Source organism: Pseudomonas sp. MDT1-85 (assembly GCF_054898065.1).
The window spans coordinates 3,576,496-3,601,789 of record NZ_CM142715.1 but is presented as its reverse complement, the minus strand read 5'-3'; the positions used below and the strand labels follow the sequence as shown (position 1 = coordinate 3,601,789).

The window sequence follows — 25,294 nt, the reverse complement described above, 5'->3', positions numbered from 1 at the left end:
GAATGATCCGTTTTGGGTCATTTTTTTCAATTTGAATGCTTCGCGGGTGCTTTTTGCCATGGAAATCGACGCACTGTTGCAGATTCTGGCCAGCCGCAATGGCTCCGATCTTTACCTGTCCACGGGCGCGCCACCCAGCGCGCGATTCGACGGTGTGCTTAAGCCCCTGGCCGAGCAACCGTTCAAGCCCGGAGAAATCGCCGCCATTGCCGCGTCCATCATGGACGCCGAACAGCGCCTGGAGTTCGATCGCGAACTGGAAATGAACCTGGCGCTTTCCCTGACCGGTGTCGGACGCTTTCGGCTCAATATCTTCAAGCAGCGCAACGATGTGTCTATCGTGGCGCGCAACATCAAACTCGACATTCCGCGCTTCGAAGACCTCAAGCTGCCACCGGTGCTGCTCGAAACCGTGATGCTCAAACAAGGGCTGATACTGTTCGTCGGCTCGACCGGTTCGGGCAAGTCGACCTCGCTGGCGGCGCTGATCGATTACCGCAACCGTCACAGCAGCGGCCATATCATCACCATCGAAGACCCGGTCGAGTTTATCCATCGGCACAAGAAGTCGATCGTCAACCAGCGCGAGGTCGGCGTCGACACCCGCAGTTTTCATGCGGCGTTGAAAAACACCCTGCGCCAAGCGCCGGACGTGGTGTTGATCGGCGAGATCCGTGACCGCGAGACTATGGAGCATGCTCTGGCATTTGCCGATACCGGCCATCTGGTAATTTCCACTTTGCATGCGCACAACGCCAATCAAGCGCTGGACCGCGTGATTAACTTCTTTCCCGAAGAGCGCCGGACGCAACTGCTCCATGACCTGGGCAATAACCTCAAGGCCTTCGTTTCCCAGCGTCTGGTGCGGACCCGCGATGGGCAGCGCCGGGCGGCGGTGGAGGTGATGCTGGGAACGCCGACCGTTGGCGATCTGATTCGGCGCAACGAACTGGGTGAACTCAAGGCAATCATGGAAAAGTCCGCGGAGATGGGCATGCAAACCTTCGATGGCGCGCTATATGCGTTGGTAGTGGAAGGGGTGGTCAGCGAGGATGAAGCGTTAAAACACGCGGACTCGGTCAATAACTTGAAGTTGCGCCTGAAACTTCATGGGGACGGAACTTTGGCGGCTGTTTCATCTTCTGGCGAATGGGGGTTGATGGAGTAATCTGTTGACGAACTTATTGGTGGGTTAGTTGGACAGTTGGAAATGACTGCTCATAAATTCTTGCTGGCTTGTTTCGTGCTGGGAAGTAAGACTTTGCTCTCTGAAATGGTCAGTTAGTTAATTAGGTTAAGTTGAATTATGAGTGCTGTATTTAAAAACAAAATTTATCAGTCGTCTGTCACTGCCATTAAGGAGCAGCAACTACGATCGGAATCAGACGCTACGGAGCGGGAATTAGTACTGCGTGAGCTAAAAAGCGCTCTGGACAAGTATTCCGGTGGTCAGTCAATCAACTGGTATGGTTATGAACTGGAATTGCAGGTGGGGTCTTCGTTATCTGAAGTCTATGTGCCCGGTAGTGTTTTGTTTAACGACCTGCTCAGGACGTCGCCCGTATCCAGTGCGATTGTCCAGTCGGGTATCCGGGATCACGACGGTCTTATCCGTATCACCCATTCCGGCAAGCTGGAAGTGTATGGGGATTCAGGATGGATAGATCTCGTTGCAGCTGGGTATTTCCAATATAGCGAGTCAACCCGTTATTCCCTGGCGGTGTTGACGGATATTGCAAAAGAGGCGGGTGGCTTTATCTGGCTGGATAACAATGTGACGCTCGATCAGTGGCTAAAGTTTCATGATCTGAAAGCTCCGGAAAATGCGACGCAAACAAAAAATCTGATCGGTTATTTTGAGTTTGATCCTGCAGTCGACGAGCTGGGCAACTATTGGGGGCAACTTGATACGGATGATCTATTATTGGTCGCGTTGTCCGCGGAACAGTGCGCCGCCATTCGTCAAGTTACTGCCCAAAGTCTCAGTCCAGGCAACAAACTGCTGGATACGCTGTACCGTAAAACAAAGGGGGGCGCAGTAACACAGGATAATACCGCCGAACGGATCGTCGAGTTGGTAAACCATTCTTTTTCACAGGCATTCGCCAAGAAGTATCTGGAAAAACTGGATTGGTTTGGCGCAAAGCCCGAACAGGTTGTTGCTGCTCAAGATATCGGGCAGCTGTTGATAACGGCCATTTTGCTGGATCTGGAGCCGTCCATTGGTAGCACCCAACGTCGAAAGAGTGTCGGCGGGTTTGGCTTGTATGCACCGAGCAACGTTGAACGCCCATCGTCGGTCGTTCTCGAGGAGCTGCAAGCATTTCTCCGTGCCAAACAATCGGTTGATTTTGCTTTGGCCCCATTGGCGACGCATCTGCTACTGGCGGGAATCGCTCCAGAGTTTTTGGTCAAGGGAATTCCGTCGTCGCTGACGATGGGTTCGGTTGGCTGGGTAAGCTTCTGTCATGGAGTAGCACTGGTGGAAACCGTCAGGAAGGGGGCTGCGCGTGTGATGACGTATGCGCAAATCATGGCGTATGCCGAACTGGAGCCCCTCAGTGAAGCACAGGCACGACTGCGGGATCTGGCGATGATCGATCCAGTCGTTGACTGGGCGTTGCTTAATGGCATCGTGACGACGATGGAACTCACTCAAGCGGAAATGCAAACCACGGAGCGAGCGATAACTGCGTTCCAGGGGTACACGGAAAACTTCACACAGGTGGCCCGCGCGCTGCCCGACAGAAGAAATATTGCACGGGAGGCGTTGGAAGACGCCGCGCCACTTTGTGACTTCCTGGAAGAAAAAACTCTTCATCAGCGCCCCGGTCTTTATGCATCACCTACTGCCATGTCCATGGTCGACTTACATATGTCGGGTGACTTGGTGGGAGGGGAGTGGGATCGGCGTGGTGTTTTTCCCGACAAACATATTTCCAATACGCCAAATTTGCATGCCGCTGTCACCGGTTATAAAGTTCCAAACCAACATGATCCCTCGGCAGTCAGCATTCACGAAGAGTTTCAGCGGTTGCGGCGTCTGCGACCCAATAATAATGAGTTTCACCGTCAATTGCGGGATTATTTAGTCAATCTGAACAGTTCGCTGGTTGCGAATGTGAGGTTGGCTCTTTCAAACATGTTCCCTGATGACCTGGAAGCCTTCCTTAAAGGAAAGGTCACCTTTTTTACCGTTCGCAGTAGCGCGTTAGAGACATCTTCGAGTCGTTTGGGTGGGCCGCTCACCTTTGAGAGGGACTATGAAACCCAGCAAGGCAAAGATGCTGCCAAGGGGCGCTTCGGGATTGTGATGTGTGTTTCTCATGGAAGCACGGTGACGTGCTATGAACTGTTTACGTTACGAGGTGAATTACGTAAAAACAATGCGCTTGGGGCGCTGATAACCCAAAACGGAAAGTTCAACGCCCCCGCCAGAATGGATTTTAACGGTGATCTGAAGGCACAGAGCCTGCCCATGCCTCTAGAAGCGCTACGGATTAGTTTTGGTGAATATGCTTTAGGCGTCTTAGCCGATACTTATGCCGATACTGGTCTGGCGATTATTGAAAAAATGGGTGAGCTCCCTGCGGCTGCCGAACCGACAAAGGTTGAGCGAAGCATTTATAAAAACTTTAGTAATCCGCAGCTTGTTCGAATGGCCGAGTTTATCGTCAATAACCATCCGATCATAACGCTTGAAGAACTTGAGCAAGTCGCTACCGTACCCACAGAGCTTGAACGTGAGCGAGCAAAGGGCGAAAAAATAGCAACTTACTTTGTCGACCTGGTCGTACCCTTTAAAAAGTGCATTGAAGATATATCATCCGCAGAGGCTAATCGGGTGGTAGACGGCATCTATGGTTGCGTCATGGATGCCATTGCATTGGGAGGGGCCTTTGTGGGGGCTGGGGCCAAAGCGCTGAGCATCTCGGCCAAGGCTATCTCTGTGGCGTCCAAAGCCGCCCGCCTGACCAAGCTCGCTTTCGCGACGTCCATATCTCTGTTCAATCCCGTGGATGGCGTACCGACGGCGCTGTTCGGAGCCGGAAAACTCATCCACAAGGGAGCGCTGCGCTTTAACAGGCAAGCTATAGAGCTCCTCGGACAGGCGAAATCCCAGTTGGGCAACCTTCATGGCAGTCATAAAAGCTACGACCTGATCCGTGCAGCCAATAGCGCACCTACCGGACAGGGAACCTGGCGGCCCCGTGGTGCAACCGATAGCGCGCTCACCGTGTTGGCGGCGCGTAGTAATTTCCAATGGTATGCCCTGGATCGATTTGGTAAACCCTGGGGCCCAAAACTGAGCAACTTTACCTTTGTGGCACCTGTCCGGTTGCCACGCAACAATAAGACATTGCCCATCAGTTATACCCGGCAATTCATTGAGCAAAGCTTGCCGCGGGCGCGTGCAAAAATCGACAACGCGATTCAGGTATTGACCCGCAATGACTTCACGGCAGAACGCAACGCCGTCATCAAAATACTGTTGGGAAACAACTCGAGCGCTGCATTCAACCGGTTCCTCGATTATCTGAGATTGGTCAGGGCAGACGTTGCAGGCGTTTCCATGAGCAACTTTGTCCTCGATCCGTTCAAGGACACTGACAACATTGCTGCTTTCAATGCGGATGCTTACAACCGATGGAAAGGCGCAACCGGACAATCCGATACGCCGTTCATCGAAATCTATACTCCCAATCTCAACAGGCACTTCGTTGGTCTGGGTTTCAACCATGACGTCGTTGCAGATGACTTGATTCATGAGCTGTTTCATGGCAGTGCGCAGACCAATGATGTCGGCTATGCCCATGACGCTGGGGGCGACGCTGGCAGTGGACAGTTGCTGGACGTGGCTGCGCTACTGAACCTTGCATCTGGGCGTCTTCCTGTTACAGATGAGGGCACCGCCTGTCACCCCGGTGCCAAAGCCTTTGAAAATGCTGACTCACTGGCTGTGGCCACCTCGTTGCTGAGCCAGCTAAGAACAGACAAAGGCACCTATGAAAACAATATGACTAGCCTGCGCGCCGCGCTGGATGCGAGTGGCGACGACGCAATTATCGAGCCGGTACTCATTACACTGAACACCCTTGTTGTTGATGCGCCGAGGCCTGGCGCGCATGTTCAATAACATAATCCCACACGCATAATTTTAAGTGCTGAGCTCTGGTCGATCCCGAAACTGCTCCAGCGCTTCGGGATTGGCCAGTGCATCGGTGTTCTTCACTTTCTGGCCATGTACCACATTCCTCACCGCCAGCTCGACCACTTTGCCGCTGATGGTCCGCGGAATATCCGTGACTTCGACAATCTTCGCCGGCACATGCCGTGGTGTGGTGTTGGCGCGGATAACCTGGCGAATCTGTTGTTGCAGCGCTTCGTCCAGCTCGACACCGTCGCGCAACTTCACGAACAGCACTACTCGCACGTCATCCTGCCATTGCTGACCGATGGCGACGCTGTCCAGCACCTGCGGGACTTTCTCCACCTGACGATAGATTTCCGCCGTGCCGATGCGGACGCCGCCGGGGTTTAGCACCGCATCCGAGCGGCCGTGGATCAGCATCCCTCCATGGGGCAGTTGCTCGGCGTAATCGCCCTGGGCCCAGACGCCGGGGAACAGGCTGAAATAGGACTTTCGCAGCTTCTCCCCGTCTGGGTCATGCCACAAACCGATGGGCATGGCCGGAAAATGGCGGGTGCACACCAGCTCGCCTTTTTCCCCGATCACAGGCTGCCCGGCGTCGTTCCAGACTTCGACCGCCATGCCCAGGCTCTTGCACTGCATCTCGCCACGGCGTACCGGCAGCACTGGGTTGCCAATCACAAAGCACGAAACGATGTCGGTGCCCCCGGACATCGAGGACAGGCACAAGTCGGACTTGAACGCGCGGTAGACATAATCGAAGCTTTGCGGCGACAGCGCGGAACCGGTCGACAGCACGGTTTTAAGGCTGCTCAGATCATGACTTTCGCACGGCTTCATGCCATTGCTTTCCAGCGAGGTGAGGAATTTGGGGCTGGTGCCGAAGACGTTGATGCGTTCGTCGTCGATCAGATCGATCAAACGCTCCGAACCTGGATGAAATGGCGAGCCGTCGTATAGCACCACGGCGCTGTCGACTGCCAGGGCCGAGACCAGCCAGTTCCACATCATCCAGCCGCAGGTGGTGTAGTAGAACAAGCGGTCGCCGGCGCCGAGATCGGTGTGCAGGCCATGTTCCTTGACGTGTTGCAGCAGCACGCCGCCGGTGCTGTGAACAATGCACTTGGGCACGCCGGTAGTGCCACTGGAATAGAGGATGTACAGCGGATGAGCGAAGGGCACGGGAACGAATTGCGGCTCGCCGCCCGGGTCGTAGAAATCGTCCCACAGTGTCACGTTGGCCTGGCTGCGGAAGTCTTCGATGCGCGCCTGGGGGCGTGCGTAAGGCACAACGATCAACTGCTGCAAGGACGGCAGTTGCCCGAGAATTTCATTAACCTTGGCGGTCTGGTCGATCTCTTTGCCGGTGTAGCGGTAACCGGCGCAGGTGATCAGCACTTTCGGCTCGATCTGGCCGAAGCGGTCGATCACTCCGTGGGTACCGAAGTCGGGTGATGAACAGGACCAGATCGCGCCCAGACTGGTGGTGGCAAGCATCGCCACCAGTGTTTGCCAGGTGTTCGGCATGCACGCGGCCACCCGGTCGCCAGGGCCGACACCGGCGGCTTTCAGGCCGTTTTGAAAACCGGCGACATGGCTCGCCAGTTCGGCCCAGGTCAGTTGTTCCCGTTGGCCGTTTTCGCCGATGGCCACCACCGCCACGGCATCGTCGCGACGGCGCAGCAGGTGTTCGGCGAAATTCAGCGTGGCGCCGGGGAACCACTGGGCGCTGGGCATTTGTTCGCCCTCTATCAGCACCGCGTCCGGTTGATCGTGAAAACGGATGTCGAAGAAATCGACGATGGCCTGCCAGAAAGCTGCCCGCTGATCGATGCTCCATTGGTGCAGGGCAGGGTAGCCGGCGATATCAAGGGAATGTCGATGATTGACGAAGCGCCGGAAGGCCTCCATGCGGGACTTGCCGATGCGCTCGGTGCCGGGTTGCCAGAGGATGTCGGACATGGCTTGGCCTCTTCTTATGTGTACACAGTCTACTGTGGCGAGGGAGCTTGCTCCCGCTGGACAGCGAAGCTGTCCCAAAACCGATTTACGACTGCTTCGCAGCCGAACGGGAGCAAGCTCCCTCGCCACAGGGGCTGGCGGCAGGTTACTGCGCCAACCACCCACCATCAATATTCCACGCAGCACCACGCACCTGGCTTCCGGCTTCGCTGCATAAAAACAGCACCAACTCTCCCAGCTGCGGCGGCGTCACGAACTCCAGGGATGGCTGCTTCTCGGCCAGCAAATCATGTTGTGCCTGCTGCGGGTCGATCCCGGTCGCGGCGCGATCATCGATCTGCTTCTGCACCAGCGGCGTCAGCACCCAACCCGGGCAGATGGCGTTGCAGGTGACGTTCGTCGTAGCGGTTTCCAGGCCGACCACTTTGGTCAGGCCGATCACGCCATGCTTGGCCGCAACGTACGCCGCCTTGCCCACCGAACCGACCTGGCCATGCACCGAAGCGATGTTGATGATCCGTCCCCAGCCCTTGGTGCGCATGCCCGGCAGGCTCAAACGGGTGCTATGAAACACCGACGACAGGTTGATCGCCATGATCGAATCCCAGCGCTCCACCGGAAAATCTTCCACCGACGCCACGTGCTGGATGCCGGCGTTGTTGACTAGGATATCCACGCCGCCGAACTCACGCTTGGCGTACTCGATCATCTCGGCGATCTGCGCCGGGTCGCTGACGTCGGCGGGGTGATGGCCTACCTTGCCACCGAATTGTTCGACTTCGGCAATCACCCTGGAGACATCGCCGAAACCATTGAGAATCAAATTGGCGCCAACCTTGGCCAGGCTCAGGGCGATCCCCAGACCGATGCCGCTGGTGGAACCGGTGACCAGTGCGGTCTTGCCCGAAAGAGTCGTCATGAATACCTCACACAATGCCAGTGGCGTAGTAAGTACCGATCACCACAAAAACAGCGAGTGTCTTGATCAGCGTAATACAGAAAATGTCTTTGTAGGCCTCGCGGTGGGTCAAACCGGTAACCGCCAGCAAAGTAATCACCGCGCCGTTGTGCGGCAGGGTGTCCATGCCGCCACTGGCCATCGCGGCGACCCGGTGCAGCACTTCCAATGGAATATTGGCGGCGTGGGCGGCGCTGATGAACGTCTCGGACATCGCCGCCAGGGCGATACTCATGCCACCCGACGCCGAACCGGTGATGCCGGCCAACAGGGTCACGGTAATCGCTTCGTTGACCAGCGGGTTGGGAATGCTTTTGAGCCAGCCGGACAGCACCAGAAAACCCGGTAGCGAGGCGATCACCGCACCGAAACCGTATTCCGATGCGGTGTTCATCGCTGCCAGCAGCGCGCCGCTGACCGCACTTCTACTGCCTTCGGCCAACTTGCCGCGAATCGTCTGAAAGGCGAACACCAGCACCATGACGATGCCCACCAGCAAGGCTGCCTGAACCGCCCAGATCGCTGTCAGTTTGGCGATGTCGGTGGTCACGGGCGCTGCCATGCCCGGCAGCGAAAGGCTGTGAGTCTTGCCGTACCACTCTGGAATCCAGCGGGTGAACAGCAGGTTCATCAGGCCCACCATCAACAGCGGCGACAGCGCGATCCATGGATTAGGCAGCTTGATGTCCGGCGCGGTTTCCGGCTCGTTGCGCAACGCTGAGCCGTATCCCTCACCGCTGCGCTGGGCCTTGTTGCGCTGGCTCTGAAGGAACAACATACCGGCGCTGAACACGAAAATCGTGCCGATCACTCCCAGCCACGGTGCCGCCCAGGCGGTGGTGTTGAAGAAGGTGCTGGGGATGATGTTCTGGATCTGCGGCGTACCGGGCAGGGCGTCCATGGTGAACGAAAATGCGCCGAGGGCAATGGTCGCCGGGATCAGGCGTTTGGGAATATTGCTCTGGCGGAACATCTCGGCGGCAAACGGGTAGACCGCAAACACCACCACAAACAGCGATACGCCGCCGTAAGTAAGCAGGGCGCAGACCAGCACGATCACCAGCATCGCCTGGCGAGTGCCGAGCAAACGAATTGCCGCTGCGACAATGGAGCGCGAGAAGCCCGACAACTCAATCAGCTTGCCGAACACGGCACCAAGCAGGAACACCGGGAAATACAGTTTGACGAAGCCGACCATTTTTTCCATGAACACCCCGGTGAAGACTGGGGCAACGGCGGAAGGGTCGGTGAGCAGGACGGCGCCGAGGGCGGCGATCGGGGCAAAGAGGATAACGCTGTAGCCACGGTAAGCAGCCACCATCAGCAGCGTGAGAGCTGCCAAGGCAATGATCACACTCATGGTGTGTCTCCTGGATTGTTATTTTTGTAGGTGAAGCTTTGTGGGAAGGGCTATAGCGAGTTTCGTGCCAGAAGATAAGTTATTGAAATTAAAAGGAATTATTGATTTGTGAGAGGGTAGTGTAGATTTTCGTCTCTGTATTGAGATTTTTGCTGGCTGGGCTGACGCTTTCGCGGGCAAACCTCGCTCCTACGGGATGGGGGGTATTTTGCGCCATTGCACCACCCTGTAGGAGCGAGGCTTGCCCGCGAAGAGGCCATATCTACCAATAGAGATCCATGTCTCTTTATGGAGATTCTGCAATCCCCAACGCCACCATCTTCTTGTACAACGTCGACCGCCCCAGCCCCAACCGCGCCGCTGCTTCGATAACCTTCCCGCCGCATTGCGCGAGGGCGGATTCTATCAACTGCCGATCAAACCGTTCGCGAGCCTCACTGAAGGTTTCATGGGCAACCGGCTCGATGGCCGGAGGCGCCACACGCTGCACCGGGGTAAAACTGCCAATCGCCGCGCGGATATCCGCCGCGTTCAGCATCAAGTCATCACTGAGCAACGCCGCGCGTTCCAGCACGTTGCGCAGTTCACGAATATTCCCCGGCCAGGCGTGTTGACCCAACAAATCCAGGGCTTCGGGGTTCAGTTCGTGCTGACTGCGCAGCTCCTCGAGGATCGCTTCGCTGAGGGCTGGCAGGTCGTCGAGTCGATCACGCAGGGGCGGGACCTGAATCGGCAGCACGTTGAGGCGGTAATACAGATCGGCACGAAACTCGCCGCGTTTGATCGCCGCTTCCAGATCGGTGGAGGTGGCTGCGATCACCCGCACATCGCTTTGAATAACTTCGTTGGAGCCCACCGGCTCGAATTCCTTTTCCTGCAACACCCGCAGCAACTTGCTTTGCAGCGGCAGCGGCATGTCGCCGATCTCATCGAGAAACAGCGTGCCGCCCTGAGCGATTTGCAACTTGCCGGTGCGACCCTTGCGATCAGCGCCGGTGAACGCGCCGGGCGCTGTGCCGAAGAATTCGGCTTCCAGCAGCGATTCGGGAATCGCCGCGCTGTTGATACTGACGAAAGCTTTGTGCGCCCGAGGCGAGGCACCGTGAATCGCCTGGGCCAGCAGTTCCTTGCCGGTACCGGTTTCGCCGAGCAACAACACCGGTGACTCGGCACTGGCGCTACGCCGGGCGCGGCGTTTGACTTCCAGGCTGGCGGCGCTGGTGCCGATGAAATGGGCGAAGTTGTACTTGGTCTGCCGCGCCCGCAGCAGCGAACGGGTGGAGGCCAGTTCTTCCTGCATGCTCAGGTAGCGCTTGAGCATCGGCGACAGGCTGCGCAATTCATCGAACAGGGCAAAACCGATGGCGCCGATCACTGCGCCGGCAACGTCGTGAATCGGCAGGCGCATCACCACCAGCGGTTCCTTGGGGGTGTCCTGCATGTCCAGCAGGATTGGCCGTCCGGTGCGCACCACATCGCGCAACAGGCTGCCGGGGATCACGCTTTCACAGGCCCTGCCGATCGCACCTGCGGCCGAGTCGAGACCGAAGCGCCGGGCATAACGCTCGTTCATCCAGACGATGTTCGCATCGCGGTCGACAATCACCGTGCCCTCGCTCGATTGCTCGATGATTTCGAACAGCGAGCGGATCGCCAGGGTGCGAACGCGCTGGTAATCCTTGAGGTTTTCGGTGGTGTTCATGGGCTTCATGTCCAGAATGTTTGTTGTCTGTGCGGGCCTCATCGCGAGCAGGCTCGCTCCCACAGGGGATATGTGTCGTTCACAAATCCCCTGTGGGAGCGAGCCTGCTCGCGAAAGCCGCGACGCGCTCCAACTGCATGACACAGATTATGCCCACCCCGGATGCGCCGCCGCCAACAGCTCTTTGGTATACGGATGCTGCGGCGAGTCGAACACGTCGTGGCTGGCACCGCTTTCCACCACTTTGCCATCCTTGATCACGATCATGTCGTGGGCCAGGGCGCGCACCACCGCCAGATCGTGACTGATGAACAGGTAAGTCAGGCCATGTTTCTCCTGAAGCTGACGGAGCAAGGCGACCACTTGTTTTTGCACCGTGCGATCCAGCGCCGAGGTCGGTTCGTCGAGCAGGATCAGCGCCGGTTTCAGCACCAGCGCGCGGGCGATGGCGATGCGCTGGCGTTGGCCGCCGGAGAATTCATGCGGGTAGCGATGACGGCTTTGCGGGTCGAGGCCGACTTCTTCCAGTACACGGATCACCTGTGCTTCGCATTCGTCAGGGGTGGACTGGCTGTGAACCTCAAGGCCTTCACTGATGATCTGCGCCACCGACATTCGCGGGCTGAGGCTGCCGAAGGGGTCCTGGAACACCACCTGCATCTTCTTGCGCCACGGCCGCAGCTGCTTTTGCGTCAAGCCATCCAGCGCCTCACCCTGAAAGCGAATACTGCCTTCGGAATCGAGCAAGCGCAGGATCGCCTGACCGAGCGTGGACTTGCCCGATCCGGACTCGCCGACGATGCCCAAGGTCTTGCCGCGCTGAACATTCAGGCTGATGCCGTCCACCGCGCGCAGGTAAGTTTTACGCTGAAACAGGCCTCCACCGATGGCGAACCGAACCTGCAAATTGTTCACTTCCAGGACCTTTTCACGCTCGTCCCGGGATAGGGGTTCACCTTCCGGTTCGGCGTTCAGCAGCACGCAACTGTAAGGGTGTTTCGGCTCGGTGAACAGTGTTTCGCAGGGCGCCTGCTCGACAATTTCCCCGGCGTGCATCACGCACACTCGCTGAGCAATGCTGCGCACCAGATTGAGGTCGTGGCTGATCAGCAGCAGCGACATGCCGAGCCGCTTTTGCAGCGATTTGAGTAGCAACAGAATCTTGCGCTGCACCGTCACATCCAGCGCGGTGGTCGGCTCGTCGGCGATCAGTAACTCCGGCTCGCAGGCCAGCGCCATGGCGATCATCACCCGTTGCCGCTGTCCGCCGGACAATTGATGGGGATAGGCCTTGAGCCGCTCTTCGGGTTTCTGGATGCCCACCAGTTGCAGCAACTCGAGAATCCGCGCTTGCGCCGCTTTGCCGCCCAGCCCTTTATGCAGTAGCAGGGTTTCGCCGATCTGCTTTTCAATGCTGTGCAACGGATTGAGGGAACTCATCGGCTCCTGGAAGATCATCGCGATCCGGTTGCCGCGCAGCTCACGCAAAACCTTGATGTCGGCGCCGATCAATTCCTGGCCGCGATAGCGAATGCTGCCGGTGGTTTGAGTGTCGGTCTCGGGCAGCAGTTGCAGAATCGAGTGGGCGGTCACCGACTTGCCGCACCCCGACTCGCCGACCAGCGCCAGGCACTCGCCGGGGCGAATGTCCAGGCACAGGTTGCGCACCACGGTCTGGCCGCTGAAGGCCACGTTGAGGTCACGGATTTCGATCAGGTTGTCAGTCATATCAATAGTCCGCGTCATGGTTATCGATCAAGAGCGTGGATCAAAGGCATCACGCAACGCTTCGCCAATGAACACTAATAAAGAAAGGATCAACGCCAAGGTGAAGAAAGCCGTCAAACCTAGCCACGGTGCTTGCAGGTTCTGCTTGCCTTGACCGATCAATTCGCCCAGGGACGCACTGCCGGCCGGCATGCCGAAGCCGAGGAAGTCCAGCGCCGTGAGGGTAGAAATCGCCCCGGTCAGAATGAACGGCAGATAACTCAGGGTGGCGTTCATCGCGTTCGGCAGAATGTGCCGCACGATCACCTTGCGGTCGGTCAGGCCCAGCGCACGGGCGGCTTTGACGTATTCGAGGTTGCGCCCGCGCAGGAACTCGGCGCGCACCACGTCCACCAGGGCCAGCCAGGAAAACAGCGCCATGATCCCCAGCAGCCACCAGAAATTCGGTTCAACGAAGCCCGACAGAATGATCAACAAGTACAGCACCGGCAGCCCCGACCAGACTTCCAGCAAGCGCTGACCGAGCAGGTCGACCCAGCCGCCGTAATAGCCTTGCAGCGCACCGGCGGCAATGCCGATCAACGCACTGACGAAGGTCAGCGCCAGTGCGAACAGAATCGACACCCTCGCGCCGAAAATCACCCGGGCCAACACGTCGCGGGCCTGATCGTCGGTGCCCAGCCAGTTGACCTTCGACGGCGGGCTCGGCGCCGGTTGATTGAGGTCGTAATTGGGCGTGTCGTCGCTGAATGGAATCGGTGGGAACAGCATCCAGCCATCCTTGTGAATCAGCTTGCGCACGTAATCGCTGCGGTAGTCGGCCTGGAACGGCAGTTGCCCGCCAAACTCCTGCTCGGTGTGGCGTTTGAACGCCGGGAAATACAGCGAGCCCTGATAGCTGACCAGCAGCGGTTTGTCGTTGGCGATCAGTTCGCCGCCCAGAGTCAGCAGGAACAGGCCGATAAACAACCACAGCGACCACCAGCCCCGGCGGTTTTTCTTGAAACGCTCGAAACGACGACGGCCCAGCGGCGAGAGCTTGAACATCAGGCGTTCCTCGCGGCGAAGTCGATACGCGGGTCGACCAGGGTGTAGCAAAGGTCGCCGATGAGTTTTATCAGCAGGCCGAACAAGGTGAAGATGAACAGCGAACCGAATACCACCGGATAGTCCCGTGACACCGCAGCTTCGTAACTCATGCGCCCTAGGCCATCGAGGGAAAAAATCACTTCGATCAACAGCGAGCCGGCGAAAAAAACGCTGATGAACGCCTGCGGAATCCCCGATACCACCAGCAGCATGGCGTTGCGAAACACATGACCGTAAAGCACCCGGCGTTCGCTCAAGCCCTTGGCCCGGGCGGTGACTACATACTGGCGAGTGATTTCATTGAGGAAGGAGTTCTTGGTGAGGATGGTCAGGGTCGCGAAACCGCCGACCACGAGCGCCGTCACCGGCAGCACCAGGTGCCAGAAGTAATCGGTGATTTTGCCCAGGGTCGACAGCGACTCGAAGTTGTCCGAGACCAGGCCGCGCACCGGGAACCAGTTCAACGAGGTGCCGCCGGCGAAAACCACGATCAGGAGCATCGCGAACAGGAACGCCGGCATCGCATAACCGATGATGATCGCGGTGCTGCTCCAGATATCGAAATGGCTGCCATGGTGCACAGCCTTGCGGATGCCCAGAGGGATCGACACCAGATAAGTGATCAGCGTGGCCCAGAGCCCGAGGGAAATGGTCACCGGCATTTTTTCCAGAATCAGGTCAGTGACCGTGGCGCCGCGGAAAAAGCTCTTGCCGAAGTCGAGGCGGGCGTAGCTCTTGAGCATCAGCCACAGGCGTTCTGGCGCGGGCTTATCGAAGCCGTATTGTTTTTCGATCTCTTTGATCAACTGCGGGTCTAGCCCACGGCTGGCACGCGAACTGCCCTGCACGGCGTCGCTGGAACCGCCGCCGACATTCGCGCCGCCGATGCCTTGCAACTGCGCGATGGCTTGTTCCACCGGGCCTCCGGGTGCGGCCTGGACGATAACGAAATTGACCAGAAGAATGATCACCAGTGTCGGAATGATCAGCAGCAAGCGCCGCAGTACGTAAGCCCACATCAGTGCGGTCCTCCAGGCTTGCCGCGCTTGATGAGCTCGGCGGTCATCTGTTGGTTGGTCAGCGGGGTGGTACTCACTTGCCACCAACTCTCGATGGCTTCGTCATTGCTCGCTTGCACAGAGGGAATGCCGAAACGGTTCCACCACACGGTCGAGCTGCCCGGCGGGTAATAATTGGGAATCCAATAGAAGTTCCATTGCAGGACGCGGTCCAGGGCATGGGCGTAGCGCAGCATGTCAGCCTGGGTGGTGGCGCGAACCAGGCCGTTGACCAGCGTGTCGACCGCCGGGTTCTTCAGCACCATATAGTTGTTGGAGCCGGGATCGTTGGCCGCCGCCGAGCCAAAATAGTTGTACAACTCGTTGCCCGGAGAGGTGGTAACCGGGTAGCCGGTGACGATCATGTCGTAATCCCGGGACATCAGGCGGTTTACGTACTGGGAGGCGTCGATGTGGCGAATATTCAGGTCGATGCCGATTTGTTTCAGGGTGCGCTTATAAGGCAGCAGTAGTCGGTCCATGCCGTTCTGGCTGATCAGGAAGGTGAAGCTCAGCGGTTGACCTTTGGCGTTGACCAGTTGATCGCCATCGGGTTTCCAGCCCGCCTCTTCGAGCAGTTTCAGGGCCTGCAACTGTTTATCGCGTATCACGCCGCTGCCATCGGTTTCCGGTGCTTCAAAGACCTGGGTGAAGACTTCGTCAGGAATCTGCCCGCGCAGCGGTTCGAGGATCGCCCGTTCACCTGCATCGGGCAGTTGCCGGGCGGCGAGGTCGGTATTGGAAAAGAAACTCTGCTGGCGGATGTACATGTTGCGCATCATCTGCCGGTTGCTCCATTCGAAATCCCACAGCATGGCCAGGGCCTGACGCACTCGGCGGTCCTGGAACATCGGGTTTTGCAGGTTGAACACAAACCCCTGGGCCGTTTGCGGTGCCTCTTTGGCCAAGTGGGCTTTTTGCAGGCGACCGTCGCTCAGGGCCGGGCTTTCGTAGCCGATGGAATAGGCGGTGGCGGAGAATTCGCGGTTGTAGTCATAGGCGCCGCCACGCAGCACCTGACGGGCGACGTCGGTATCGCCGAAGTACTCGATGCTGAAATGATCGAAGTTGTAGAGGCCGCGGCTGACCGGTAAATCCTTGCCCCACCAGTCGGCATTACGCTCGAAGGTGATGCTGCGCCCGGAGTCGACCTTGTTCACGCGGTACGGCCCGCTGCCCAGTGGCGGCTCGTAACCGCCGCCGTTGGCAAAGTCGCGGGTTTTCCACCAGTGCTCGGGAAATACCGGCAAAGTGGCGATGTCGAGGGGCAGGGTGCGGTTTTCGTTGCTTTTGAAGTCGAACCGAATGGTGAGTGGCGACTCTACTTCGACGCCTTTGACGTCGGCGAATTGCGTGCGATAGCGCAGGCTGCCCTGGGTCATCAGCAGGTTGAAGGTGTAGCGCACGTCTTCGGCGGTGATCGGCTTGCCGTCGGCGAAACGAGCCTTCGGATTCAGATAGAAGCGCAGAGACAGTCCGTTCTCGGAACGCTCCATCTGCTGGGCTACAAGGCCATAAACGGTATAGGGCTCGTCCAGCGAGCGCTGGGCCAGGGGCGAGTAGATCAAGCCGTCAATCTGCGTAACACCCGTGCCTTTGTCGATGTAGGGCAGCATATGGTCGAAATGACCGATTTCCATTGCCGAGCGACGCATCGTGCCGCCCTTGGGCGCTTGCGGATTGGTGTAGGCGAAATGGCTGAAGCCAGCGGGATATTTCGCCGGTTCACCGTACACGGTCAACGCATGTTGCGGTGCAGCGTTCACACCTGCGGCACTCAGCAACAGGGCCACGGCAGTGAACAATAAAGTAGGGAAAGCCAGTCGCATTGTCAGCCTTGGAGCCGGGTGGTCGATAACCACAATTTGTACGCTAGCGGCGCGTCCCTCGCCAGCCGTATCACGTAACGAAAACATAACGGCCCACCAAAAGGCGGGCCGTTATGTAGCAAACTCAAAGCGTTGATCAGTCCTGACGGCTGGTCACTTCCAGCAGGTGGTAACCGAACTGGGTCTTGACCGGGCCTTGCACCACGTTGATCGGCGCGCTGAAGACCACGGTGTCGAATTCCTTGACCATCTGGCCCGGGCCGAACGAACCCAAGTCACCGCCCTGGCGGCTGGAAGGGCAGGTGGAGTTGTCTTTGGCTACTTCGGCGAAGTCGGCGCCGGCTTCGATCTGGGCTTTGAGTTCGTTGCACTTTTTTTCGCTGGAAACCAGGATGTGACGGGCAGTGGCTTTGGCCATGGGAAAATACTCCATTCAATGTTCAATAAAGTGCGGAGCCTACCGGATTCAGTGGGCTATTTCTCTCTCAAAGTTCCGTCAATATGAGTTCCGTCAATATCAATTCCGTCAATATCAGTTCCGCCTACCGCGCGCCATCCTGGCATTGCTTAAAGGCCGGCATTTCTCAAGCGTTCGGCATGCTGGACATACAGGGAGATCGGGTCGATGCCCTGGCGGACCTGACCGGTTGTCTGGCCCAGGCTGTCCAGATGATCCAGCGGGTAGTCCGAACGGATCACCTTACCCAGATGGGTGCTGAATCGGCCGACCAACCCATCATTCTGCTCGGCTTCGGTGGTGAAATAGTGGGAGAAGGCCCGGAGGAACCCGTGCAGCGGATTGAGTGCATGAAGCCCCTCATCGACAATATTTCCCTGCAGGGTGCCGCTCCAGGAATAGTAGCGCACGCCGTTCACCAGTTCGCGACCCTTGCCGCCCCAGGTTTTCGGTAACCCTTGAGGGTACTTGTCGTTGAATGCGCCGACGCCTTCGGTAGTCAGTGCATTGAGCGCGGCGATGGCGTTCTGCGGCAGGTGTCGGCTGCCACTGAGCAACGACAGGAAGTCGGCGAACAGTGTGGCCACCGCTCCGGCGACCTGTTCCGGCAGGCGTCCGGGCGTCAGCGCCTTGCGCAGAAAGTCGGCCAGTTCCGAGCCATGGTTCGGCCCGCTGACAGAGGTCACCGAAGCGACCGCCTCCGGCGCTAGCGCTCCCGCATACCGTGCAGCCAGTGCGCCCTGACTGTGACCGATCAGGTTGACTTTGCTTGCACCGGTTCCTTGCAACACCCGATCGATCTGGGCCAACAGTTGTTCGCCGCGAGTTTCATTGCTGTGGGTGGCTGACAGATGAGGGATGAAAACCCTCGCGCCGGCACTTCTCAGGGCCAGTTTGACGTCATGGAACAGTTCCAGATTGCCGATGCGATCGAAGCCGAACAGCCCATGGACCAGCAGGATCGGATACTGAGTGGTTGCATTCCGTAGCATGTAGATTCCTTTTTTGCAGTAGGGTCAGGTGTGTGCTCAAGGGGGCACTCTAAAGCACACCACCTGCTCGGCGATGTATGAAAAAGCCGCTGTAACCTGATGAAAACGGAATAGAAATGGTACGAAAGTTCGGATGAACGTGAGGTCTTGGTCGGAATATCCGGACATCTTTTTAGCGATGAAGGCGAGCTTCCTCGCAATGACCTACTTCTGAAACGTCCTTTTACCGCGCAAGCCGACGCGATTGTCCGGCAGCGCGAATCAGCACTGCGGGTTTCAATAAGCCTCGTTCGATGCCGACCTCAAGGCGGCATTGATTCCAAGGACTGGAGTGTATGAATGGCTACTTATGAAGCAGATAGCTTGAATGTTGTAGAGCAATGCCTGGTGGCGCCACGGCTGGATCAGGCGGAGAACGCCAGGCTCGATCCGTCCGACAATAAGGCCATTATCACCGTCGCGCCTTACCCGGATATGGCCTGCGGAGACAAACTGATCATGTTCTGGACAGGTATCGATGCAGAGGGTGTTGTGTATCGGCATGAGGTATCGCGGTTTGTCAGCGAAGCTCAGGTGGGCAGGTCAATTGTCTTTTGCGTATCGGCCGTACACATCGCCGCGCTGGACGGCGGGTCACTTGAGGTTTATTACACTGTCTACACTGCGCGCCTTTGCGAACCTGTGGAGTCCGGGCGTTTGTATTTGGGCGTCGGTGATGCCCGGCCAGATTTGCTGCCGGTGATTGTGAACGATGCGGTGGGCGGCATGCTCGATCCGGACCGAGTCGCGCAAGGCGCACGCGTAACGATCAGGCCGTATGCCCGGATGGCGGCTGGAGATCGAGTCTTGCTGTCTTGGGCTGGTGTTACGCCACAAGCGAGCTTCAATGACACATTGAAAATCGAATCCTTCGCAGTCGGCGACGAACTGTCGTTCTGGGTGGGTCCCGACTGTATTGCACTCAATCTCGGGGAAGCCGTTGCGATCGGCTACTGCGTCGAGCAGAACGGGCAAGCGTCACGTTTCTCGGAGCCTGCACAACTGTTGATCGGCCCGCTGGAACGAGAACCGCTTTTGCCACCCACTGTGCTGGAAGCCGATGAGGGTTGGCTGGATGTGCAAGATGCGATCGATGGTGTCACCGTCGTGATCGACAATGCTCAGGCCGAAGAGGGGGAACTGGTTTATCTGAAATGTGACGGTGAGCATTTCAATCATCGCGATGATCGTGAAGTCTCCAGGGAAATGGCCGGTCAACCGCTGGTATTTATCGTTCCCTACAGGTTCTGGCGCGAGCATCAGGACTTGACGGTCCGAGTATCTTATTCGGTCGAGCGTCTCGACGATGTGAGCCAGCAGTCCGAAGCCACGTTAGTGCAAGTGCACTCATAAATCGGTTTTAACGTCGATCGCCTTCCGGTTTTCGATTGAAAACCGGAAGGCGGGGATGGGTCACTCTGGCTGTTGAGTATGGCGTTGCGTTCGAAGTCGCTCGGCTGCCTGCAACAATAATTGTTCCGTCCCGGCCCAGCCAAGGCAGCCGTCCGTTACCGACACCCCATAACGCAGCGACGGGCTCAGTGGTTGACAGCCTTCGAACAGGTGACTCTCAATCATCATGCCGATCAGTGAGCGATCACCTCGCAGGCGCTGTTCAAGCACGTCGTTGAACACGGCTGGCTGACGCAATGGATCTTTACCACTGTTAGCGTGGCTGCAGTCGACCATGATCCGCGCCGGGATCTTGAGTCTGGTCAAATCGCTGTGCACTTGGGCGATGCTGTCGCGGTCATAGTTCGGCCCGCGATGGCCGCCACGCAGTACCAGGTGGGTGTCAGGGTTGCCCGGTGTCTGAATGATTGCAGGGTGCCCTTGGCTATCGACGCCGAAATGGCGATGCGGATGAGCAGCCGAGCGCATGGCGTCGCTGGCGATAGCCACACCTCCATCGGTACCGTTCTTGAACCCTACCGGCATGCTCAGGCCGCTGGCCATTTCCCTGTGGATCTGTGATTCGGTGGTACGGGCGCCAATCGCGACCCAACTCAGCAAATCGTCGAAGTAGCCGGCGGCCATGGGTTGCAGCAGTTCGGTGGCAACGGGTAAGCCGAGTTGGAGCATTTCGCGCATCAATTCGCGGGACAGCGTCAAACCGCCCGCCATGTCGTCGCTGCCATCCAGATGCGGGTCGTAGGCCAAGCCTTTCCAGCCAACCGTGGTGCGGGGTTTTTCGACGTAGGCACGCATCACCAGCAGCATCTCGTCGCTGACTTGGGCAGACAGACGGGCCAGGTTGGCGGCGTATTCGAGGGCTGAACGTGGGTCGTGAATCGAGCACGGACCGACGATGACCAGCAGGCGGGAGTCTTCACCGTTGAGGACCGCGCGAACCGCCTGACGGTGGTCGGCGACTTGCCGGGTCAGGGCATTGCTGAGGGGTAATTGCTGTTTGAGTTGCAATGAGCTGGGCAGACGCAAGGTCAGCGCTTCATTGGCAGGGCTCAGGGTGGACAGTGGCAGAGCAGAGACGGACGAGTTCATATTCGGGCTTCCTGGGCTGGCGGCGGGTTCGTTCCCGCGCGCTCGGCCCTACTGGGGTGTTCGACAATTGGCCGGATTGGCTGCGTGTGTGTGCTTGCCACCTGTGGGTGACCGATCGGAGGCGGCAGGCTGTCCCGAGCGGAGGCTGGTAAATCGCCAGGCGGTAAAACTGTCGTAACGGTAATCAGTGGCGTAGTTCATGTCGTGAATCCTCAAATTGTCTGGTTGACGCTAAAAATGTATGCAGCTAAATGCAGGGAGCTGAAAAAACAAAACCCCCGGTCGGGGAGCCGACCGGGGGTTGAGAATTCTCTGGTGGCGACCCGTTTAAAGTGGGCGCCGTATGGGTATCAGGCGCGCCAGTGGCTAAACCAATACCCAAAATAAAAGCTGACCGAAGCACAAACGTCATTCGCCCGGGCAGCCGCAACCGAGCGCGGGGCGCTGACGGTACGAAGCTGTGAGAGGGCGTTGAGCATGGTCTGTCTCCAATGAATGCGCCGAGCTTACTAGAGGCCGGTACGCGGATTCAATCAGAAAATGCTATCGATGATCATGAGCTTTTCTATCGCTTGAGTACGTCGGGGGGTGTGACACACTTTGCGCTGCGCCCAACCACCACAACGTCACAAGGACGAGCCATGACAACACTGACCATTGCCGCCGCTCAATCGATCTCCATTGCCGGCGACCTGGCCGACAATATTGCCCGGCACCAGCGTTTCATGCAGGTCGCCGCGGAGCAGGGCGTGCAATTGCTGGTATTTCCGGAGTTATCGCTGACCGGGTACGAACGCGGCCTGGCGGCGGAGCTGGCCATAGCGCCAGACGCGGGGGTGCTGCAACCGCTGCGCGATTTCGCACGAGAAGTCGGTGTGACCAGTGTCGTTGGGATGCCGATTCGTCTGTCGGACGATTCGCCGATATTGATCGGAGCTCTGGTATTGGGCGCCGATGGTTCGCTCGGGGTTTACAGCAAGCAACATTTGCACGCGGGCGAGGAAGTGGCGTTTGCCCCGGGAACGGGCGGTTCGACATTGAAGATCGGTACCGACACTGTCGCGCTGGCGGTCTGCGCCGATTTTTCTCACGCCAGTCACGCGGCTGCCGCGGCTGGGCAGGGCGCTGATCTTTATGCCGCGGGCGTGTTGATCACAGAAAACGGCTACGCTCCAGATACCGCGCTATTGCAAGGCTATGCTTGCACCCATTCGATGGCGGTTCTGATGGCCAACCATGGTGGCGCAACGGGTGGCTGGGAGTCGGCAGGGCGCAGTGCAATCTGGGCGGCGGACGGGACGTTGATTGTGGCGGCGCCGGGTACGGGGAACCTTATGGTCGTTGCTCGTCGCAATGCTGACGGCTGGGAAGGGCAAATCGTGGCTGTGGCGGAGGCTTGAATGGGTTTCGAATTGCGTCCGGCAACGTCTCGGGACCTGGACTTTGCTCGTGACCTGACTTGTCGAAATATGCTTCGCTACTACATTCAACATGAGTTGTTGTGGCTGGATGATGCCTTCGACGTCGCTTGGGAAGGCCGCGAAAACTGGCTGATTGTGTGTAATGACACATTGATGGGGTATGTCAGTCTGAGCCGAGACGCTAGAGCCTTGTATATCCGCGAATTGCATTTATTAAATGCGTACCAGGGGCAGGGCGCCGGTTCCTGGACGATCGATCAGGTATTCGCCATGGCGTGCAAGGAACGACGCCCGTCATTGCGTCTGACTGTTTTTGAAAATAATCCGGCGAAAATGCTCTACGAGAGAAAGGGTCTGAAGGTGGTCGGTAAAGACGAGTGTTTCCTGAGAATGCAGCGTGATATCAATGAGCTGCATCGCTGAAACACACAGGTGGCAAGCCTTGCCAGATGAATTGAAACTTTTTATATGCTGCTTGCCGCTAGGTCTGCCAGTTGCTTTTTGCTAAGGTGTCCGGCAACCCAATAAGACCAAATCGCGAGGTGTCTGCTTGATTAGGGTGCTAGTAGTCGATGACCATGATCTCGTTCGTACAGGCATTACACGAATGCTGGCTGACATCGATGGCCTGCAAGTAGTCGGCCAGGCTGAGTCAGGGGAGGAATCCCTGCTTAAAGCACGTGAGTTGAAACCTGATGTGGTGCTGATGGACGTCAAGATGCCCGGGATCGGCGGTCTTGAAGCCACGCGCAAATTATTGCGCAGTCATCCGGACATCAAAGTCGTCGCGGTCACCGTGTGCGAAGAAGATCCGTTTCCTACCCGGCTGTTACAGGCAGGTGCCGCGGGTTACCTGACCAAGGGCGCCGGATTGCCGGAAATGGTCCAGGCCATTCGCCTGGTGTTTGCCGGGCAACGCTACATCAGCCCGCAGATTGCGCAGCAATTGGCGATCAAATCGTTTCAGCCAACCAATGATTCGCCCTTCGACGCGTTGTCGGAGCGGGAAATCCAGATTGCGTTGATGATTGTCGGCTGTCAGAAGGTGCAGATCATTTCCGACAAACTGTGTCTGTCGCCAAAAACAGTGAATACCTACCGTTACCGTATTTTCGAGAAGCTTTCGATCAGCAGCGATGTCGAGTTGACGCTGCTGGCGGTTCGTCACGGCATGGTTGATGCCAGCCTCTGAAAATGACTGAAATCTTCGATCCAAGTGCTTTTCTGTCGACGGTCAGTGGTCGGCCGGGCGTCTATCGCATGTTCGACTGCGATGCGCGCCTGCTTTATGTTGGTAAAGCCAAGAATCTCAAGAAGCGTTTGGCGAGCTATTTCCGCAAAGCCGGTCTTGCCCCCAAGACCGCCGCGCTGGTGGGCCGTATCGCCCAAGTCGAAACCACCATCACGGCCAACGAAACCGAAGCCTTGCTGCTTGAGCAGACGCTGATCAAGGAATGGCGTCCGCCCTACAACATCCTGCTGCGCGACGACAAATCCTACCCTTACGTCTTTCTCTCGGATGGCCAGTTCCCACGCTTGAGCATTCATCGGGGGGCGAAAAAGGCCAAGGGTAAATATTTCGGCCCTTATCCCAGCGCCGGGGCGATTCGCGAAAGCCTGAGTCTGCTGCAAAAGGCTTTTTTTGTTCGTCAGTGTGAAGACAGCTTTTACAAGAACCGCGCTCGACCTTGTCTGCAATACCAGATCAAACGCTGCAAGGCGCCGTGTGTGGGGCTGGTGGAGCCCGAGTTGTATGCCGAAGATGTACGCCATTCGGTGATGTTTCTTGAAGGGCGCAGCAACGCCCTGGCGGACGAGTTGTCTGCGGCCATGGAGGAAGCAGCGGTCAACCTCGAATTCGAGCGCGCCGCCGAATTGCGTGACCAGATCTCATTGCTGCGTCGGGTCCAGGACCAGCAGAGCATGGAAGGCGGGACGGGCGATATCGATGTGATTGCGGCGTTCGTCAACCCGGGTGGCGCCTGCGTACACTTGATCAGCGTGCGCGGTGGTCGGGTGTTGGGGAGCAAGAACTTCTTTCCGCAGGTGGGTATTGAGGAAGACGTTTCCGAAGTCATGGCAGCGTTTCTCGGCCAATACTTCATCAGCAGTCCTGAACGGGACTTGCCGAGCGAGCTGATCGTCAACGTGGTTCACGAAGATTTTCCGACCCTGATCGCAGCCATCGAAGAGCTGCGCGGTCGTGAATTGACCATCAGCCATCGAGTGCGCGGCACACGAGCGCGCTGGCAGCAATTGGCGGTTACCAATGCCGAGCAAGCGCTAGGTGCACGTCTGGCGAATCGGCAACACGTTGCGGCACGTTTCGATGCGCTGGCCGAAGTGCTGAACCTGGACGAGCCACCGCAACGTCTCGAGTGTTACGACATCAGCCATTCCAGCGGCGAAGCCACTGTGGCGTCCTGCGTGGTGTTCGGCCCGGAAGGCCCGATCAAATCCGACTACCGCCGCTACAACATTGAAGGCGTTACGCCGGGCGATGACTATGCCGCGATGCACCAGGCCCTGACCCGACGCTTCAGCAAATTGAAGGATGGGGAGGGCAAGTTACCGGACATCCTGCTGGTCGACGGCGGTAAAGGTCAGCTGTCCATGGCCCGTGACGTGCTTAACGAACTGGCCGTGCCCGACCTGATTTTGCTGGGCGTTGCCAAGGGCGCGACGCGCAAGGCCGGTTTTGAAACCCTGTACCTCAACGACGCGGCCCATGAATTCACCTTGCGCGGCGATTCCCCCGCGCTGCATTTGATCCAGCAGATACGCGACGAAGCCCACCGTTTCGCCATTACCGGGCATCGCGCACGTCGTGGGAAAACTCGCCGCACGTCCACGCTTGAGGGCGTTGCCGGTGTCGGACCGACACGTCGCCGCGATTTATTGAAACATTTTGGTGGATTGCAGGAGCTGTCTCGTGCCAGCATCGAAGAGATCGCCAAAGCACCCGGAATCAGCAAAAAGCTCGCAGAGTTGATTTATGCAAATCTGCACAGCGAGTAGAATGCCCAACTCACCTCGTAGCCAGTT

The 25,294-nt window shown here is 57.8% G+C and carries 18 protein-coding genes; 7 read left to right on the top strand and 11 right to left on the bottom strand.

The genetic code is table 11. The annotated features are described in order from the left end of the window. The first annotated feature begins 58 nt into the window (after window positions 1-58). Both ACYZT2_RS16185 and ACYZT2_RS16180 read left to right on the top strand, forming a co-directional pair. A complete protein-coding gene (locus tag ACYZT2_RS16185) occupies window positions 59-1,168 on the top strand; it encodes a PilT/PilU family type 4a pilus ATPase (protein ID WP_461965535.1) in 1,110 nt (369 codons plus the stop codon). 138 nt (window positions 1,169-1,306) lie between these two features. Then, a complete protein-coding gene (locus ACYZT2_RS16180; RefSeq protein WP_461965533.1) occupies window positions 1,307-5,137 on the top strand; it encodes a hypothetical protein in 3,831 nt (1,276 codons plus the stop codon). Window positions 5,138-5,158: 21 nt separating this feature from the next. Here the strand turns inward: ACYZT2_RS16180 and ACYZT2_RS16175 are convergent, their stop codons facing one another. The 10 genes from ACYZT2_RS16175 to ACYZT2_RS16130 form a co-directional block, all read right to left on the bottom strand. Continuing rightward, a complete protein-coding gene (locus ACYZT2_RS16175; RefSeq protein WP_461965531.1) occupies window positions 5,159-7,114 on the bottom strand; it encodes an acetoacetate--CoA ligase in 1,956 nt (651 codons plus the stop codon). 145 nt (window positions 7,115-7,259) lie between these two features. Next, on the bottom strand, window positions 7,260-8,033 hold the full coding sequence (locus ACYZT2_RS16170) for a 3-hydroxybutyrate dehydrogenase (protein WP_461965529.1): 774 nt from the start codon (window positions 8,031-8,033) through the stop codon (window positions 7,260-7,262). 7 nt (window positions 8,034-8,040) lie between these two features. Next, the gene (locus ACYZT2_RS16165; protein WP_461965527.1) at window positions 8,041-9,432 is read right to left on the bottom strand and encodes a GntP family permease; all 1,392 of its coding nucleotides are present in this window, start codon (window positions 9,430-9,432) and stop codon (window positions 8,041-8,043) included. Between the two features lie 286 nt (window positions 9,433-9,718). Beyond that, window positions 9,719-11,134: a sigma-54 interaction domain-containing protein gene (locus ACYZT2_RS16160; RefSeq protein WP_461965525.1), complete on the bottom strand. Its 1,416-nt coding sequence runs from the start codon at window positions 11,132-11,134 to the stop codon at window positions 9,719-9,721. Between the two features lie 147 nt (window positions 11,135-11,281). Next, the gene (locus tag ACYZT2_RS16155; RefSeq protein ID WP_461965523.1) at window positions 11,282-12,862 is read right to left on the bottom strand and encodes an ABC transporter ATP-binding protein; all 1,581 of its coding nucleotides are present in this window, start codon (window positions 12,860-12,862) and stop codon (window positions 11,282-11,284) included. A gap of 27 nt (window positions 12,863-12,889) precedes the next feature. Then, window positions 12,890-13,909, bottom strand: a complete 1,020-nt coding sequence (locus tag ACYZT2_RS16150) for an ABC transporter permease (RefSeq protein WP_461965521.1) — start codon at window positions 13,907-13,909, stop codon at window positions 12,890-12,892. After that, complete coding sequence (locus tag ACYZT2_RS16145) at window positions 13,909-14,970, bottom strand: microcin C ABC transporter permease YejB (RefSeq protein ID WP_461965519.1); 1,062 nt, start codon at window positions 14,968-14,970, stop codon at window positions 13,909-13,911. Before ACYZT2_RS16145 ends, ACYZT2_RS16150 begins: the two co-directional genes overlap by 1 nt. Beyond that, window positions 14,970-16,838 (bottom strand): extracellular solute-binding protein, encoded by a 1,869-nt coding sequence (locus ACYZT2_RS16140; RefSeq protein WP_461965517.1) that lies wholly within the window; start codon window positions 16,836-16,838, stop codon window positions 14,970-14,972. The genes ACYZT2_RS16145 and ACYZT2_RS16140 overlap by 1 nt, the downstream gene beginning before the upstream one ends. 136 nt (window positions 16,839-16,974) lie before the next feature. Continuing rightward, window positions 16,975-17,256, bottom strand: coding sequence for a peptidylprolyl isomerase (locus ACYZT2_RS16135; protein WP_461965515.1), 282 nt, complete (start codon window positions 17,254-17,256; stop codon window positions 16,975-16,977). Window positions 17,257-17,405: 149 nt separating this feature from the next. Continuing rightward, window positions 17,406-18,287, bottom strand: coding sequence for an esterase/lipase family protein (locus tag ACYZT2_RS16130; protein WP_461965513.1), 882 nt, complete (start codon window positions 18,285-18,287; stop codon window positions 17,406-17,408). 339 nt (window positions 18,288-18,626) lie between these two features. Between ACYZT2_RS16130 and ACYZT2_RS16125 the strand changes: the two genes are divergently transcribed. After that, window positions 18,627-19,679 carry a hypothetical protein gene (locus tag ACYZT2_RS16125; RefSeq protein WP_461965511.1) on the top strand — a complete coding sequence of 351 codons (1,053 nt, stop codon included), beginning with the start codon at window positions 18,627-18,629 and terminating at the stop codon, window positions 19,677-19,679. Between the two features lie 60 nt (window positions 19,680-19,739). On the opposite strand, the gene ACYZT2_RS16120 is transcribed toward ACYZT2_RS16125, so the two are convergent. Next, window positions 19,740-20,828: a 3-deoxy-7-phosphoheptulonate synthase gene (locus ACYZT2_RS16120; protein WP_461965509.1), complete on the bottom strand. Its 1,089-nt coding sequence runs from the start codon at window positions 20,826-20,828 to the stop codon at window positions 19,740-19,742. A 641-nt stretch (window positions 20,829-21,469) separates the two neighbouring features. On the opposite strand from ACYZT2_RS16120, the gene ACYZT2_RS16115 reads away from it, so the two are divergent. The 4 genes from ACYZT2_RS16115 to uvrC all read left to right on the top strand — a co-directional run bounded on the left by ACYZT2_RS16115 (window position 21,470) and on the right by uvrC (window position 25,267). Further along, window positions 21,470-22,228, top strand: a complete 759-nt coding sequence (locus ACYZT2_RS16115; protein WP_461965507.1) for a carbon-nitrogen hydrolase family protein — start codon at window positions 21,470-21,472, stop codon at window positions 22,226-22,228. After that, entirely contained in the window at window positions 22,229-22,672 is a 444-nt protein-coding gene (locus tag ACYZT2_RS16110; RefSeq protein ID WP_461965505.1) for a GNAT family N-acetyltransferase, read from the top strand. A 127-nt stretch (window positions 22,673-22,799) separates the two neighbouring features. Then, window positions 22,800-23,441, top strand: coding sequence for a response regulator transcription factor GacA (gene gacA / locus ACYZT2_RS16105; RefSeq protein ID WP_008015884.1), 642 nt, complete (start codon window positions 22,800-22,802; stop codon window positions 23,439-23,441). Between the two features lie 2 nt (window positions 23,442-23,443). Then, on the top strand, window positions 23,444-25,267 hold the full coding sequence (gene uvrC, locus ACYZT2_RS16100; protein WP_461965503.1) for an excinuclease ABC subunit UvrC: 1,824 nt from the start codon (window positions 23,444-23,446) through the stop codon (window positions 25,265-25,267). The last annotated feature ends 27 nt before the right edge of the window (window positions 25,268-25,294 follow it).

What these genes read in the sequence shown, in the direction of transcription:
- ACYZT2_RS16140 (WP_461965517.1), bottom strand. Translation starts at nt 16,838, where the DNA reads ATGCGACTGGCTTTCCCTACTTTATTGTTCACTGCCGTGGCCCTGTTG.
- uvrC (WP_461965503.1), top strand. Translation starts at nt 23,444, where the DNA reads ATGACTGAAATCTTCGATCCAAGTGCTTTTCTGTCGACGGTCAGTGGT.
- ACYZT2_RS16120 (WP_461965509.1), bottom strand. Translation starts at nt 20,828, where the DNA reads ATGAACTCGTCCGTCTCTGCTCTGCCACTGTCCACCCTGAGCCCTGCC.
- ACYZT2_RS16175 (WP_461965531.1), bottom strand. Translation starts at nt 7,114, where the DNA reads ATGTCCGACATCCTCTGGCAACCCGGCACCGAGCGCATCGGCAAGTCC.
- ACYZT2_RS16170 (WP_461965529.1), bottom strand. Translation starts at nt 8,033, where the DNA reads ATGACGACTCTTTCGGGCAAGACCGCACTGGTCACCGGTTCCACCAGC.
- ACYZT2_RS16135 (WP_461965515.1), bottom strand. Translation starts at nt 17,256, where the DNA reads ATGGCCAAAGCCACTGCCCGTCACATCCTGGTTTCCAGCGAAAAAAAG.
- ACYZT2_RS16115 (WP_461965507.1), top strand. Translation starts at nt 21,470, where the DNA reads ATGACAACACTGACCATTGCCGCCGCTCAATCGATCTCCATTGCCGGC.
- ACYZT2_RS16150 (WP_461965521.1), bottom strand. Translation starts at nt 13,909, where the DNA reads ATGTTCAAGCTCTCGCCGCTGGGCCGTCGTCGTTTCGAGCGTTTCAAG.
- ACYZT2_RS16160 (WP_461965525.1), bottom strand. Translation starts at nt 11,134, where the DNA reads ATGAACACCACCGAAAACCTCAAGGATTACCAGCGCGTTCGCACCCTG.
- ACYZT2_RS16110 (WP_461965505.1), top strand. Translation starts at nt 22,229, where the DNA reads ATGGGTTTCGAATTGCGTCCGGCAACGTCTCGGGACCTGGACTTTGCT.
- ACYZT2_RS16155 (WP_461965523.1), bottom strand. Translation starts at nt 12,862, where the DNA reads ATGACTGACAACCTGATCGAAATCCGTGACCTCAACGTGGCCTTCAGC.
- ACYZT2_RS16185 (WP_461965535.1), top strand. Translation starts at nt 59, where the DNA reads ATGGAAATCGACGCACTGTTGCAGATTCTGGCCAGCCGCAATGGCTCC.
- ACYZT2_RS16145 (WP_461965519.1), bottom strand. Translation starts at nt 14,970, where the DNA reads ATGTGGGCTTACGTACTGCGGCGCTTGCTGCTGATCATTCCGACACTG.
- ACYZT2_RS16130 (WP_461965513.1), bottom strand. Translation starts at nt 18,287, where the DNA reads ATGCTACGGAATGCAACCACTCAGTATCCGATCCTGCTGGTCCATGGG.
- ACYZT2_RS16165 (WP_461965527.1), bottom strand. Translation starts at nt 9,432, where the DNA reads ATGAGTGTGATCATTGCCTTGGCAGCTCTCACGCTGCTGATGGTGGCT.
- ACYZT2_RS16125 (WP_461965511.1), top strand. Translation starts at nt 18,627, where the DNA reads ATGGCTACTTATGAAGCAGATAGCTTGAATGTTGTAGAGCAATGCCTG.
- ACYZT2_RS16180 (WP_461965533.1), top strand. Translation starts at nt 1,307, where the DNA reads ATGAGTGCTGTATTTAAAAACAAAATTTATCAGTCGTCTGTCACTGCC.